The 14,293-nt window shown below is 45.5% G+C and carries 12 protein-coding genes and 1 pseudogene; all 13 read right to left on the reverse strand.

All coding sequences use genetic code 11. The features are described from left to right. Window positions 1-317: 317 nt before the first annotated feature. The 13 genes and pseudogenes from INF30_RS14750 to INF30_RS12520 all read right to left on the reverse strand — a co-directional run bounded on the left by INF30_RS14750 (window position 318) and on the right by INF30_RS12520 (window position 14,268). Complete coding sequence (locus tag INF30_RS14750; RefSeq protein ID WP_311136022.1) at window positions 318-1,256, reverse strand: tyrosine-type recombinase/integrase; 939 nt, start codon at window positions 1,254-1,256, stop codon at window positions 318-320. 970 nt (window positions 1,257-2,226) lie between these two features. Beyond that, window positions 2,227-3,588, reverse strand: a complete 1,362-nt coding sequence (locus INF30_RS12465) for a Rep family protein (RefSeq protein ID WP_226395454.1) — start codon at window positions 3,586-3,588, stop codon at window positions 2,227-2,229. A gap of 597 nt (window positions 3,589-4,185) precedes the next feature. Continuing rightward, the gene (locus INF30_RS12470; protein ID WP_226395455.1) at window positions 4,186-5,394 is read right to left on the reverse strand and encodes a tyrosine-type recombinase/integrase; all 1,209 of its coding nucleotides are present in this window, start codon (window positions 5,392-5,394) and stop codon (window positions 4,186-4,188) included. A gap of 145 nt (window positions 5,395-5,539) precedes the next feature. Beyond that, window positions 5,540-7,024 (reverse strand): annotated as a pseudogene (lysS, locus tag INF30_RS12475) (lysine--tRNA ligase); the annotation flags it as partial. An 88-nt stretch (window positions 7,025-7,112) separates the two neighbouring features. Beyond that, complete coding sequence (gene greA, locus INF30_RS12480) at window positions 7,113-7,595, reverse strand: transcription elongation factor GreA (protein ID WP_076780104.1); 483 nt, start codon at window positions 7,593-7,595, stop codon at window positions 7,113-7,115. Between the two features lie 229 nt (window positions 7,596-7,824). Then, entirely contained in the window at window positions 7,825-8,799 is a 975-nt protein-coding gene (gene dusB, locus INF30_RS12485; protein WP_226395456.1) for a tRNA dihydrouridine synthase DusB, read from the reverse strand. 4 nt (window positions 8,800-8,803) lie between these two features. Further along, the gene (locus INF30_RS12490; protein WP_076780100.1) at window positions 8,804-9,607 is read right to left on the reverse strand and encodes a type III pantothenate kinase; all 804 of its coding nucleotides are present in this window, start codon (window positions 9,605-9,607) and stop codon (window positions 8,804-8,806) included. Between the two features lie 50 nt (window positions 9,608-9,657). Next, entirely contained in the window at window positions 9,658-9,993 is a 336-nt protein-coding gene (locus INF30_RS12495) for a DUF6145 family protein (protein ID WP_076780098.1), read from the reverse strand. Continuing rightward, a complete protein-coding gene (locus INF30_RS12500; RefSeq protein WP_076781136.1) occupies window positions 9,986-10,966 on the reverse strand; it encodes a biotin--[acetyl-CoA-carboxylase] ligase in 981 nt (326 codons plus the stop codon). The genes INF30_RS12495 and INF30_RS12500 overlap by 8 nt, the downstream gene beginning before the upstream one ends. Before the next feature lie 10 nt (window positions 10,967-10,976). After that, complete coding sequence (argF, locus tag INF30_RS12505) at window positions 10,977-11,912, reverse strand: ornithine carbamoyltransferase (protein ID WP_076780096.1); 936 nt, start codon at window positions 11,910-11,912, stop codon at window positions 10,977-10,979. Between the two features lie 133 nt (window positions 11,913-12,045). Next, window positions 12,046-12,984 carry an SPFH domain-containing protein gene (locus INF30_RS12510; RefSeq protein ID WP_076780094.1) on the reverse strand — a complete coding sequence of 313 codons (939 nt, stop codon included), beginning with the start codon at window positions 12,982-12,984 and terminating at the stop codon, window positions 12,046-12,048. A 1-nt stretch (window position 12,985) separates the two neighbouring features. Further along, window positions 12,986-13,423, reverse strand: a complete 438-nt coding sequence (locus INF30_RS12515; protein ID WP_076780092.1) for an NfeD family protein — start codon at window positions 13,421-13,423, stop codon at window positions 12,986-12,988. Window positions 13,424-13,461: 38 nt separating this feature from the next. Beyond that, the gene (locus tag INF30_RS12520; RefSeq protein ID WP_226395457.1) at window positions 13,462-14,268 is read right to left on the reverse strand and encodes a TrmH family RNA methyltransferase; all 807 of its coding nucleotides are present in this window, start codon (window positions 14,266-14,268) and stop codon (window positions 13,462-13,464) included. Between the last annotated feature and the right edge of the window lie 25 nt (window positions 14,269-14,293).

A 14,293-nucleotide genomic window follows, 5' to 3' on the forward strand; every position in this document is an offset into this window, starting at 1 on the left:
TTGAGCACCGGTATACGATGCTCTGTTTGTCATGCGATTTTCAAGGTACAACGATATCTGAAATGCGTTCCCGCAATTCATTCATAAAATCTTCATTTCAGACTTGACTTTTAATAGTTAGTCTTTCTTATATTTTTTTGTGTATTATCTTCATTTTCTTTTCAAAAAGAAAAAGAGCAGATCAAGAAAATAAAAGATAAAAGCACAATGCTTTTTTCCTCTAAACTTGATCTACTCTTGGTAGATTTAATATATTTTATATATAAATTATATATCAGCCCATTATTAAAAGTCAACAGTTATGAAATCATAACTATTTAGCCTTTACAATAAACTCTATATAAATTTATTCTTCCTTCTCCGTGTCCTAATTCCTTTGATACTTTATCCCAGCACTTCATTTCCTCTTTTCTGTCTTTTAAAGGTTCAATGCCTCTTTCTTCTCTCATTCTATTTGTAGCGTATAACTTCCTTATAGCGTGTTCTGTTTGTTTATATTTATCGCCCAGAGAAACGCCTCTATCGTCCCTTGTAGCGTTCATAGCACGGCGTATAGCCTTATTAATGCTATCACCCGTAATATTGGTTAAATAGCCGTTTTGAGGGCTTCTATCAAGTAATTCCTTATAATACTTTAAATCTTTATCTTGGATAGGAACAACTCTTGCTCTTCCGTTCTTTGCGCCTTCACGGCTTACATAAATTGTCTTTTTTTGAAGGTCAATATCTTCTCTTTTTAAATGTGCAACTTCATTTACTCTCAGCCCAGATCTATATGTAATTTCTATTGCGTCTTTAGCAAAAGATCTACTACCTTCAAAACTTTCTCTCAGCCTTAAAAAATCTTTGTCAGACATCGCTTTGTCTCTCAAGCTCTCTTTTGTTGTAGGTCTTTCAAAATCAGCTTTATAAAAATTAATGTTATCTTTTCTATATGCTCTTTGTGCTTGTTCTTCTAAATATTTAATATGCACTAAATGATTTTCAAGTGTTTTTTGCGTCCAGTTTTCAGAACGATCATTAACCCATTCTTGAATATGATCGGCGGTAATCTCTCTTACTTCCTTTATTTCAGGATGATTTTCTTTTAACCAATTAGAGAGATTTTGCGCCGTTCCTTTGTATGCGTCTATTGTCTTATAACTATAAAGATCGCCGTTCTTATATGTTCCGCTTCTCTTTGCGCTATGTTTACTTTGTCCTATTTTTGAAGATTTGTTTATACAATAATTGAATTGTTGTTTTATGCTTCTGATTAATAAGTCTCCTTTCGTTTTTTATTTTTTCCAGCCCATAAAAGGGGCGTATAACATAATGCGTATTATTTTTTTAATACGTATTATTTTATTTAATGCGTATTATTTTTTATTTTCCATATTTTTTATACGTATTATTTTATTTAATACGTATTAGGTATTTAATGCGTATTATGTCATAATAAATCATTTTTCTTTTCTTTTTCTCTTTTCTATTTATTTTTGTCCGTTTTGAGCGGGACAAAACGAGGTTTTGTCCCTCAATACGGACAAAAGACGGCTTTAAGTCTAAAAAAAGCGCAAATATGCGTGAAAAATGATTTATTATAATATAATAGTGAGCCAAAAAGATTATTAAAATGTATTTTATATTCATAGCAATATATTCATTAGTCCAGCCTTACGGCTAAATTACGAGAAGTGAGAACCCTTGCTATTAAGGTGTCATACCTTCTCAAGCGTATTTTTAGGAGATACAAAATCACAAATACGCTAAAAAATAAAAGTCTTAAAATAATTAAAAATATATTTTCTAAATTGTGTAGGGGGCTTATTGAATACGCTAGAAACAATAAATTTATACCCTTTTACAAGTATCCCCTAAACACAATAAACGAAATATTGAATTGTAATTAAACTTGTTAATTACCACTTAATTAATGGATCATAATAGCACAGATGTGTTATTATGTTCGCCTATTGTTTTTTGAAACTCTTTATACTTTTAATCCATGTGAATATGGAATTGCCTAAACTTCATCTTATATTTTAAGTGTTAAGAAATTCAGAGACATACACTAGCTAATTATTACCCAAAGCTATTAAGGGCGATCACTTTTATAACTCTTTACTTTTTGATTGTATGAAAAATACAAATCTATAACTTACATACTAATTTTACTACATCAATTTTTAGAAAAGCAACAGATCAGAAAAGCCCCTAATCATACGATTAAGGGCTTTTCAATGTTTAATTTATTCCAGCAATTTTTAGAAGGTCAGCGCCTTTGTGTGGTTCACCTAAACCGAAAGGATCATCACCGAAATTACTATACATTTCTTGACATTCTTTTTTCTCTTTTGTTTTGTCTTTACTATGTTTATCAATATCCAAAATGATTATATTTTTTCTTTCAAAAAATGAAGAAAATATATTATTCAAGTTTGTATAATCTTGTTGAACAGGGTTCTTTATTTTTAAATAGTTGATATAATCAAGGGCTTTATTTCTTATAGTTTCTACATACTCATATTTATCATTTTCGCCGTTGTATTTATAAATATCAATATCATCATTTTTTAATTTATACATTGTTTGAAATCTTCTGTAAAATTGTTTTTTCTCTTCAGCACTTGAGCCTTCAACCTCATCAACAAATTTTCTAGGTTCTTTTGTATTTGTTAAAATCAATAACTTACAATTTGTAAAGAGTTTATCTTTATTTCGTGATGATACAGCACTTACAGTATTATTATCAGCAAGTTTTAAAAACTCTTTCCAGCTAAAACTTAAAGGGGAAACATCGTCCAGAATATAGCACTCTTGGTTTTTGTATTCTTGAGCGGGATCTCTATTAGATCCAGAAATACCAAAAGTAAAACCTTGCGAGTAAGCGATCATTTTTGCCAATGTGGTTTTTGCAGTTCCAGAAGCACCGCAAATATAGATACCTTCCATTGTACGCTCAGTAATTAGGGCTTGTTCTCTTTGCTTTCTTTCAAAAGCTATTTTAATAGCGTTATTAAAATTTACTTCTTCTTCAGCACTTATATATTGGCTTAAATTGATTTGATTTATTATACCTTGTTCTATAAGGTTTACAATTTCCATTTTTCTTTGATATGCTTTGTCTTTGTTTTTCTCTCTCTTATATTTTGCTTTCTTTTCTTGAACAAGAGAGGCATAGTCAAAACCAGGAGAGGCAACCGCTTCTTCTATTGAGTATTGGTATTTATCAGGCGCATTAGCGTGTATAGCATATAAACACGCATTGTCAAATTGTGATTTGCATTTATTCACAAAATTACTTTCCAGACCAAACCATTGACCTATATCTTTAAAACTTCTTCCTTCTTTTAATTTTATAAAAATATGTATATGATCGGCTTTTTTCGTTCCTTCTTTATGATCAGGGTTTTTCTCTTCTTCCTCTTTTGTGTATGTGTCTTTGTTATGGACGCAATACACATATTGTATTATTGAACCAGCCGTTAATTTTTTTAATAATATAGCTTCAGCTTCTTTTATATCAAAAGTCTTTTCTTTTTCTGTGTTTTTGTCCATATATTTTAAATTACATACAATTTCAACATTTTTTATTCTTTCAGTCATTTTTATTCCTTCCTTTCTTTTTATATTTTTTTACAAACAAAAAGTGATTTATTTATCAGGCAAAACCACTAAACAAATCACACAAAAATATAAAAAGGCACGAAGTGTTGACTTTGTATTTTTTAAAATATATAATTATATTAAAGTGATTTGTGTTGGTTTTGCTACACATTATTATTGACCGCTTATTGCAAGTAAGCGGTTATTTTTTTTGCATTTTTTGCTTTATGATTAGATTTTATCACATACATTTTTTCAAAATCAATATGTGCTAATTTTCTTCAAATTACACTTTTTACACTTTTTTACACTTTTTGAAGCCCAAAATTACACTTTTACACTTTTTGAAAAAGTGTAAAAAGTGTAAAAATTAGGGGGTTTTTGAGGGGTTTTTACACGAAAACGCGCCTCTTAAGACAAGCCCAAGAGGCGCGCGCGTGCGTTTTAGCAATTAATTATCTGTTAAAAAAAATAATAAAAAAAATAGTTATATCAGGTTTTACACTTTTAAACCAAAAAATTTTTTAAAAGATCAAGTGTAAAATTACACTTTTTGAGCATTAAAAAAAGGTAGCAAATCAATGCTACCTTTCTTTTTTATAAATCTTGCATAGCAGAGAGGATCATTACTTCATCACTTTCAAACATATGCGAATATCGTTTTAGAATGGTTTCTTGTGTGTCTCCGCTTGCTTTTTCAATGACTGGCAGGGGAACACCCTTTGAAATTAAATTACTAATAAATGTGTGTCTGAACTCGTGGCAATTATATTCTGGTAATTTTAATTTTTTACAAACATTACCGATCATCATATTAACCGCCCCGTGTGTCTGTGAAAAAATACGCTCATCAAGATTTCCGCCATTCATAATATGTTCTTGCTTTATTCTCATAAATAAGCGTGTTGGAGCAGGCGAAAGGGGGATCTTTCTGTGCTTAAAGTTTTTTGGATCTTTTGTAATCTTAATGTCTGATACATACGCTTTATTGACTATAAGACGCCAGCCCCTTAAATGTTTTTCCTCTGATAGTTGAGAGGACGGGGCAATAACAACACTTTTTTCATCAGTCTTTTTATAATAATCAAATTCTTCTAAATCGTTATATGTGAGGGCTAAACATTCACCGATACGCACACCCGTATAATACAAGATATTAACCAGCAAGCGATATTTAGGATAACAATTTACCCCCAGCCGATAAAAACTATTGTTTTTTAAGTAGTTGTCTATTTCGTCAAATTCTTCTTTGCTTATAACTCTATAATCTTCTTTTGACCTTGTTTTGATGTTATCCGCATAATCAAGTATATTTTCTTTGACAAGTTTTTTCTTGTAGCATAAATTTATCAATTTACGAAAAGTAGCGTTTATGCTTCTTATTGTCTCGTCTGCATAATTGTGTGAGCGCACATCAGAACAAAATTTATAATATACTTCTTCCGTAATGTCTTTAATTTTTGTTTCAGCGGGTAGGAATTGATAAATCATACTCATATGTTGTTCTGTATTGTTGAGCGTGACTTGACTGTAGTTTTGACCTTTTGCTTTAATCTTCCATAAATCAAAAGCCCCCGATAAGGTAATGTCTTTATCCTCTGCTTTGACACCTTCCGTCTGCAGTCTTGCTAACTCAGCCCTAGCCTCTGTTATTGTTGCTAAATTATAAGACCATTTTGCTTTATAATCGTTTTTTTGAGTTGTAGGGTTATAAACCTTGTAATTATACTTTACATCATATTTTTTCGTTGTCTCATTGAAATAAACGCCAGTGTACTTTGTCTTTGTCCTTTTTTGTCCAGCCATAGAAAAAGCCCCCTTCGTATAAATCTTTTCATATACGAATTATAGCACATATATGCTACGAATTCTATACGAATTTTCTTTGATTTATACGAATATGGGGGCTTTCTGTGTCTCAAAACCCTTGATTTTACGGGCTTTTTTACTCTTTAGATTTCATTGTGGGGAACAGGAGCACGTCCCTGATGGCTGCGGAATCTGTCAGGAGCATGCACATTCTGTCGATACCGAAGCCGATTCCGCCTGTAGGCGGCATACCGATCTCCAGGGCGTTCAGGAAATCCTCGTCTGTGGTGTTTGCCTCGTCGTTGCCCTGTGCCAGCTGCTCTTCCTGGTCTTTGAAACGCTCTCTCTGGTCAATGGGATCGTTCAGCTCAGAGTAGGCGTTCGCCATCTCCCAGCCGTTCATAAAGAACTCAAAACGCTCCACATACTCCGGATCATCCGGCTTTTTCTTTGTGAGAGGTGAAATCTCGATGGGGTGGTCTGTGACAAAGGTCGGCTGGATCAGATGCTTCTCCGCGAACTCCTCGAAGAAGAGGCTCAGGATATCGCCCTTCTTGTGGCGCTCCTCGTATTCAACGTGATGCTCGTCCGCCAGCTTTTTGGCGTCCTCTGTCGTCTTTACTTCGTTCCAGTCAACGCCTGCGTATTTCTTCACGGCGTCTACCATGGTAATTCTCTCAAATGGCTTTCCGAGATCCATCTCCACCCCGTTGTAGGTGATGGTGGTGGTTCCCAGCACTTCCTGCGCCACATGGCGGTACAGGTTCTCCGTGAGGTCCATCATGCCGTTGTAGTCTGTGTAAGCCTGGTACAGCTCCATCAGAGTGAACTCCGGATTGTGTCTTGTGTCCAGTCCCTCGTTTCTGAACACGCGGCCGATCTCGTAGACTTTCTCCAGTCCGCCCACGATCAGTCTCTTCAGGTAAAGCTCCAGAGAAATGCGGAGCTTGAAGTCCTCTCCAAGCGCATTGAAGTGGGTCTCAAAGGGTCTTGCTGCCGCGCCGCCTGCGTTGCTCACCAGCATGGGAGTCTCCACCTCAAGGAATCCCTGGCTGTCCAGGTATCTGCGGATGGCGCTGATAATGTGGGATCTCTTGATAAAAGTATCCCGCACTTCCGGGTTCATAATAAGGTCCACATACCTCTGGCGGTAGCGGGTGTCTGTATTTGTCAGGCCGTGGAATTTCTCCGGCAGGATCTGCAGGCTCTTGGAGAGGAGCTTCACTGCGGAAGCGTGGATGGAGATCTCTCCTGTCTTTGTCTTGAAGACTTCGCCTTCAATGCCCACGATGTCACCGATGTCCAGTTTCTTGAACTCTTTGTAGGCTTCCTCGCCGATCCCGTCTCTGGCCACATAGGACTGAATATTGCCGCTCTGATCCAGAACATTACAGAAAGAAGCCTTGCCCATCACGCGCTTCTGCATGACACGGCCGGCCACGGACACGTGTTTCCCTTCCATCTCCTCATAATGATCTTTGATGTCAGCCGCATGGCATGTCACATCGTATTTTGTAATCTTAAACGGGTCTTTCCCGTTTGTCTGGAGCTCCGCCAGTTTTTCGCGGCGCACCTTTCTGAGCTGGTTCACATCCTGTTCCTGTACATTGTTCTGCTGCCTGGTCACTTTATTCACTCCTTCTTCTTTTCTTGTTTTTCGTATCTTATACTGTTCTCCTGTCTAAATCAGATCTGGATGGATCTTATAAATGGATTTAGACGGATCTCTCTATCTTGAGAACCTTGTATACCAGTTCTCCTGCCTGTGTCTCCACAGTCACGCTGTCGCCCACCTCGTGGCCCAGCAGCGCCTGTCCCACCGGGGACTCGTTGGAGATCTTGCCCTGGAGGCTGTTTGCCTCTGTGGATCCTACGATCCGGAACTCCATCTCCTCCTCAAATTCTTCGTCATAGACAGTCACGGTACAGCCGATGCTGATCTTGTCAAGGTTCACCTCGTCCTCCACAACGACTTCCGCATTCTTGAGGATCTTCTCCAGTTCCTCGATCCGGGCCTCAATGTCGCGCTGCTCATCTTTGGCTGCGTCGTACTCTGCGTTCTCAGACAGGTCTCCCTGCTCTCTCGCCTCTTTGATCTTTCCGGCTACTTCTTTTCTCTTCACCACTTTCAGATTCTCGAGCTCTTCCTCCAGCTTTTTCAGGCCTTCATAAGTCAGAATTGTCTTCTTTTCTTCCATTTCAATCCTCTCCTCTTACTGCTTGCATTCTGTCTATTTTACAGAAGTTTCCTCCTGTTTAAGTCCACTTTCACAATTTCAATATTATACATAACGTCTTTTTCAATGTCAATACATTTTTCCCCTTAACCGTATACTTAATATATACATAAGAAACGAAAAAAAGAACAGGATCATCACCTGATTGTGATTTCCTGTTCTTTCCCCTTTTATGCCTGGAATTTTGTTCCTACATCAGTTTTTCCTGCAGCAGCTCCTCAAGCTCCTGGTATGTCTCCACCTTGTTGATCTCCTCCCGCAGCCGGGCCGATCCTCTCAGCCCTCTTGTATACCAGGACACATGCCCCCGCATCTCCCGGATACCGGAATATTCGCCCTTGTACTTTACCTGGAGACGGGCATGGCGCAGCATCATCTCCCGGATCTCCCCGATCTCAGGGCGGGGCGGGATCCGTCCTGTCTCGTCGTAGCATTTCAGCTCCCGGAAGATCCACGGATTGCCTCGGGCTCCCCGGCCGATCATAACGCCGTCGCAGCCGGTCTGCTCCATCATGTGCAGGGCGTCCTGCACGCAGGTGACGTCCCCGTTTCCGATGACCGGGATGCGCACCGCCTCTTTCACCTGCCGGATGATGTCCCAGTCCGCTTTTCCGGAATAGTACTGCTCTCTTGTCCGCCCGTGGACTGCCACTGCAGCGGCCCCCGCGTCCTCGATGATCCTGGCAATCTCCACCGCGTTGACGCAGGTGTCGTCAAATCCCTTCCGGATCTTGACGGTCACCGGTTTCCGGGTCGCTTTCACTGTCCGGGACACGATCTCGTGGACAAGCCGGGGCTGCTTCATCAGGGCGGAGCCCTCCCCGTTCTTCACCACCTTGGGCACCGGGCAGCCCATGTTGATGTCCAGGATCTGGAAGGGCAGCTCCTCTAAGGCTTTGGCCTGCTCGCTGATCACATCCGGTTCTGAACCGAAAAGCTGCAGGGACACCGGATACTCCTCCGGGTGGATGGAGAGCAGGGCTTTCGTATTTTTATTCTTGTACTGCAGGGCTTTGGCGCTGACCATCTCCATGCACAGAAGACCCGCCCCCTGCTCTTTGCACAACAGACGAAATGGCAGGTCGGTCACGCCTGCCATCGGTGCCAGCACATAGGGGTGCCGGATCGTCAGATCTCCTATCTTCAGTTCTCTTCTGTCTCCCATTCTCCTATGCGTCCTTTCTCCCATCCGGCCTTCTGCTCCGGAAACGGTTTCTCTCGTAGATGAGCCGCAGTCCCTCCAGCGTCAGGATGGGATCGTAGATATCGATGCTCTCCGTGGCGGCGGCAAGGATATTGCCCAGTCCGCCTGTGGCTACCACCTTCGCATCCGTGTAGCCGGACTCCTTTTTCATCTGGCTGATGATATACTCTGTCTGGCCGATGTAACCGTAGACAAGGCCGGCCTGCATGCTGGACACAGTCTCCCTGGCCAGGATGGTCTCCGGCTTGCGGATCTCGATCTCCGGCAGCATGGCGGCATCTCCCCAGAGGGCCCTGGCGGATGTGCGGATACCGGGCGCTGTGACGCCCACGGCAAAAGTCCCGTCGGGCTCCACCAGATCGTAGGTGGTGGCTGTCCCGAAATCCACCACGATCACCGGTCCGCCGTAGAGATAGTAGGCAGCCACCGCGTCCACGATACGGTCCGCTCCGGTCTGCCTGGGATTTTCTGTGGCCACCCGGATGCCGGTCTTGATCCCCGCCGACACAATGATGGGTTTCCGGTCAAAATATTTGATGATGCAGCTCGTCAGGGAGTGCATGATGTCCGGCACAACAGACGCGATGATAATATCGTCCACCTCAGCCGGATCTTCCCCCTGGTTGCGGATCAGTTCCCGGATGGCGATCCCGTACTCGTCAGATGTGCGAGGCAGTTTTGTCGTCATGCGGAATTTTGCCAGCAGCTCCTCCTCCCGGAAAAGTCCCATTGTAAAGTTTGTATTTCCCACATCGATTGCAAGAAGCATCTGTCTTATCTCCTCCTTACGCCCCTGATGGGGCTGCTCTTATTGCCTGCTTACAGGTCCAGGTCCTCTCCCATAAAGAACACCCGGTAATACAGCTGCAGGGACCGGAGCAGTTCCTCCTTCTCCTGCTGGATCTGTTTGATCTTCAGCCTGCTGCCGATCTCGTCGAACATGGCATCTCCCTCGGCGGAGGTCACCTCAAAGCACAGTTCCCCATCCTCCTCGTACACGAGAGTCAGAATGCCTCCCACGTCATGCACGTAGAGGACGCACATGATCTTCAGCTCGTCCTTCACGTGATCCGGCAGCTGCTCAAAGTCAGGGTTCAGATAATATTTTTCTTCATATGAATTGGCTCCGCAGAGCACGACCTTTCCATTATACATATCCATAAATTCCTCTCACAGAGACTTCCCCGGCAAAGACAGCCTCCGTGGTGCCGTCCTCCTTCTGTACGAGAAGCTCTCCTTTTTTATTGATGCCCGAAGAGAGGGCGCTGTACTCATGTCCCGGCTCCAGGACCCGCACCTTCTCCCCCACATTCACCAGCAGATCATTGTAGGCAGCCTGGATCCCGGACAGATCCCGCGTTCCCAGGAAGAGGCTGCAGTTCTCCTCAAACCGCTCCATCACCGCGGCTATGAGAGGCGCCCGCAGAAAGGTTCGGCCCGCCTCCAGCATAAGGGAGGTGGCCCGGTCTGCGATCTCCTCCGGGAAGGAGGGCTGGTTCACATTGATCCCAACGCCGATGACCACGTAGTTGATGTAGTCTATCTCCGCGCTCATCTCCGTCAGGATGCCGCAGAGCTTTTTCCCTCCGGCCACAATATCGTTGGGCCACTTGATGCGGGCGTCGATACCTGTCTGCTCCCGCAGTGCCTCCGCCACGCTCTGGGCCATGACCAGCGTCAGCATGGGCGCGTCGGAGGGCCGGATATCCGGCCGCAGCAGAAGGGACATGTATATGTCCCTCCCCGGGGGCGACTCCCAGCTTCGTCCCCGGCGCCCTTTCCCGGCGTTCTGCCTGTCCGCCACTGCCAGGGTCCCGGCGGGGGCACCCTCCTCCCCCAGCTTCTTGGCCTGGGTGTTGGTGGAGTCCGTCTCGTGAAAATAAGAGACATTCCGCCCTGCCCACTCTGTGGAGATCCTGCTTGCGATCTCCGCCTGTGACAGTATATCCGGGCTCTCGCTCAACCGATAACCCCTGTTGCGGACTGCCTCTATCTGATAGCCTTCTTCCTTCAGCTGTTCTATTACTTTCCAGACAGCAGTTCTGGAAACATGGAATTTCTCACAGATCTGCTGTCCGGACACATATCCGTCACTCTCCCGGAGCATGGATAAAATCTCAGTCTTCATCATATCTCAGTTATTCACCGAGGGTTGCCACCATGATGGCCTTGATGGTGTGGAGACGGTTCTCCGCCTCGTCAAACACAACGGAGGCCTCACTTTCAAATACGTCCTCGGTTACCTCTTTCCCTTTATTTGCCGGCAGGCAGTGGGAGAACAGTGTCGTGGACTTGCCTGTCTTCTTCATCAGCTCCGCATTGACCTGATAGGGCAGCGCCAGCCTGGTGCGCTCCTGCTCCTTCTTCTCCTCTCCCATGGAGAACCATACGTCTGTGTAGAGCATATCTGCACCCTCTACAACATCCAGCTTATCGGAGACTTCCACTGTGGAGCCGGCCGCCTCAGCAAAGGCTTTGCATGTCTCGATCAGCTTCTCATCCGGCCAGAGACTCTTAGGCGCGGCCACAGCCACATTGACGCCCACTTTGCTGCATCCTACCAGAAGGCTGTTTGCCACGTTGTTGCGCCCATCTCCCAGATAGACCACCTTCAGCCCTTTCACATAGCCAAACTTTTCTTTCAGTGTCAGCAAGGTAGCCAGGCACTGGGTGGGATGCCACTGGTCTGTCAGGCCGTTCCAGACCGGGACGCCGCTGTACTGGGCCAGGGCCTCCACAAATGACTGCTCAAACCCGCGGTACTCGATGCCGTCGAACATGCGTCCCAGCACCCGGGCCGTGTCCTCGATGCTCTCCTTCTCGCCCAGCTGGAGCTCACTTCCTGCCAGGTAAGTGGCTGTAGCTCCCTCATCCTGAGCGCCGATGGTGAAGGCACACCGGGTCCTGGTGGAGGGTTTCTCAAAGATCAGGGCAATATTTTTCCCCTTCAGGCTGTCGCCCTTGATCCCCTGTTTCCTCTTTGCTTTCAGTTCCTCTGCCAGATCCACAAGATACAGGATCTCCTCCGGTGTAAAGTCAAGTAATTTTAAAAAGCTGCGTCCTTTTAAATTCATTTTATATACATCCTTCCTTGAAATCAATGTATACATCTTATATAAATGCATATAGATGCATAAAAATAAGTTGTACCGCTTTTATGATAGCACTTTTGTATACTTTATTCAAGTTTTTTGTATATTTATGCCTTTATTTCTGTTCCTCGTCCGCAGCGGCCACCTCGGTCAGGGATTTCACCAGACCGGCAATGCCCTGGATCTCGGAAGGAATGATGATCTTGGTGGCTTTTCCGTCAGCCGCCTTCTCAAAGGCCTCCAGGCTCTTGATGGTGAGAACAGACTGGTCTGCCCCCGCCTCTTTCAGGAAACGGATACCGTCTGCATTGGCCTGCTGGACTTTGAGGATGGCCTCCGCCTGTCCTTCTGCCTCCCTGATCGTGGCCTCCTTCTCAGCCTCAGCACGGAGGATAGCTGCCTGCTTCGCAGCCTCAGCATCCAGAATGACAGACTCTTTCTTACCTTCTGCCACAAGGATGGAGGATTTCTTCTCTCCTTCCGCCCTCAGGATGGCCTCACGGCGCTCACGCTCTGCCTTCATCTGTTTCTCCATGGCATCCTGGATGGCTGCCGGCGGAATGATGTTCTTCAGCTCCACCCGCTTTACCTTGATGCCCCAGGGATCTGTGGCCACATCCAGTGTAGCCCGCATCTTTGTGTTGATGGTCTCCCTTGATGTCAGCGTCTGATCCAGCTCCAGATCGCCGATGATATTTCGCAGCGTGGTGGCCGTCAGATTCTCAATGGCCATGATCGGGTTTGCCACGCCGTAACAGAACAACTTCGGGTCCGTGATCTGGTAGAACACAACTGTGTCGATCCGCATGGTGACGTTATCCTTGGTGATCACAGGCTGGGGCGCAAAGTCCACCACCTGCTCCTTTAAGTCCACACGTCTTGCCACCCGCTCGATGAACGGGATCTTAAAGTGGAGTCCCACGCCCCATGTGGCCTGGTACGCGCCAAGTCTCTCGACTACCAGCGCCTTTGACTGCGGCACCACCTTCACACAGGAAATAAGGATCAACACAACAAAAATTAAAAGTATGATTCCAACAATTGCCCCCAGCATATTAAAGTTCCTCCTTTTTCTTTACGATCAGTTTCACTCCCTGCACACCTTCCACAGAGACTACCGTGTCCTTGGGGATCACTCCTTCAGGCTCATCTGTCCTGGCGGACCAGGTCTCCCCGTCCACCTCCACCAGTCCCTGGCTCTTTATTGTGTCGATGGTCTCCAGGACCACGCCCTGGCGGCCGATCATGCTCTCTACATTGGTGCTCTGCCTCTTGTTGTTGAAATACTTCAGCGCTACAGGGCGCGTCAGCACAAGAAGCACAATGGACACCACCAGGAACAGCACGATCTGGACAGCCAGCCCGGCTCCCAGGATGCCGGCCAGAAAAGCGGCCAGCGCACCTGCCGCGAACCAGACCGTGGTCAGACCCAGCGTGGCGATCTCAATGATCAGAAGCACAATAAAGATGATGATCCAGTAAATCGGTGACATGCTTCTCCCTCCTTCTCTTCTATTCTGCTATACTGCTTTTATTTTCTTCTCCTCTGCCTGCCCGCCTCGAACATGAGCACTGTGGCGGCTATGGCGGCGTTCAGAGATTCCACTTCTCCTTCCATGGGAATGCGGATGTAGGTATCCGCCAGCTCTGCCACCTCCCGGCGCAGGCCGTTTCCCTCGTTTCCGATCAGAAAGGCGCACCCTCCGGTATAGTCTTCCCTGTCATAGTCCGTCCTTCCCTCCAGGTGAGCGGCGTAGGTCTGTATCTTCTTTTTCTTCATCTCCCTCAGCAGTTCCGGGAGGTCATCCACATACAGGCATGGCATCCTGTAGATAGAGCCCATGGTGGAGCGGATCGTCTTCGGATTGTACAGATCCACACAGTCCCGGCTCAGGAAGATCCCCGTGACGCCCGCTCCCTCTCCGGTGCGGACGATGGTACCAAGATTGCCCGGGTCCTGCAGATTGTCCAGGACCATGAGGAGCGGTTTCCGGCCCTCCTGATCCGGCCGCAGCAGCTCCTCACAGGACATCTCTTCTCTCCTTCGCACTACGCAGAGCACCCCCTGGGGCGTCCGGGTGTCAGACACATGGGAGAAGACCTGCTCTGAGAACACCTCCGGGAAAACGCCGGCCTCGCCGGCCTTTCTGTCCACCAGCTCCCGCTCTTTTTCGTAAAATGCCTCCGACACATAGAGCTCCCGCAGCATGTCTCCGGGAACCTCCCGGAACATGCGCAGTCCCTCCGCAAGGAAGATCTGCTCCTCGTCTCTGGCCTTTCTCTTCTTTTTCAGAGTGACCAGTCTCTTGACTTTTTGGTTTGCCGTGCTTGTGATCATGCCGCCTTCTCTCTCCTGTAAAAAT

The organism is Claveliimonas monacensis (assembly GCF_014982975.1).
Taxonomy (GTDB): Bacteria; Bacillota; Clostridia; order Lachnospirales; family Lachnospiraceae; genus Claveliimonas; species Claveliimonas monacensis.

Bases quoted from the DNA above. Each gene is read 5' to 3' on its own strand.
- INF30_RS12465 (WP_226395454.1), bottom strand. From the start codon at position 3,588: ATGACTGAAAGAATAAAAAATGTTGAAATTGTATGTAATTTAAAATAT.
- INF30_RS12470 (WP_226395455.1), bottom strand. From the start codon at position 5,394: ATGGCTGGACAAAAAAGGACAAAGACAAAGTACACTGGCGTTTATTTC.
- greA (WP_076780104.1), bottom strand. From the start codon at position 7,595: ATGGAAGAAAAGAAGACAATTCTGACTTATGAAGGCCTGAAAAAGCTG.
- dusB (WP_226395456.1), bottom strand. From the start codon at position 8,799: ATGGGAGACAGAAGAGAACTGAAGATAGGAGATCTGACGATCCGGCAC.
- INF30_RS12490 (WP_076780100.1), bottom strand. From the start codon at position 9,607: ATGCTTCTTGCAATCGATGTGGGAAATACAAACTTTACAATGGGACTT.
- INF30_RS12495 (WP_076780098.1), bottom strand. From the start codon at position 9,993: ATGTATAATGGAAAGGTCGTGCTCTGCGGAGCCAATTCATATGAAGAA.
- INF30_RS12500 (WP_076781136.1), bottom strand. From the start codon at position 10,966: ATGAAGACTGAGATTTTATCCATGCTCCGGGAGAGTGACGGATATGTG.
- argF (WP_076780096.1), bottom strand. From the start codon at position 11,912: ATGAATTTAAAAGGACGCAGCTTTTTAAAATTACTTGACTTTACACCG.
- INF30_RS12510 (WP_076780094.1), bottom strand. From the start codon at position 12,984: ATGCTGGGGGCAATTGTTGGAATCATACTTTTAATTTTTGTTGTGTTG.
- INF30_RS12515 (WP_076780092.1), bottom strand. From the start codon at position 13,423: ATGTCACCGATTTACTGGATCATCATCTTTATTGTGCTTCTGATCATT.
- INF30_RS12520 (WP_226395457.1), bottom strand. From the start codon at position 14,268: ATGATCACAAGCACGGCAAACCAAAAAGTCAAGAGACTGGTCACTCTG.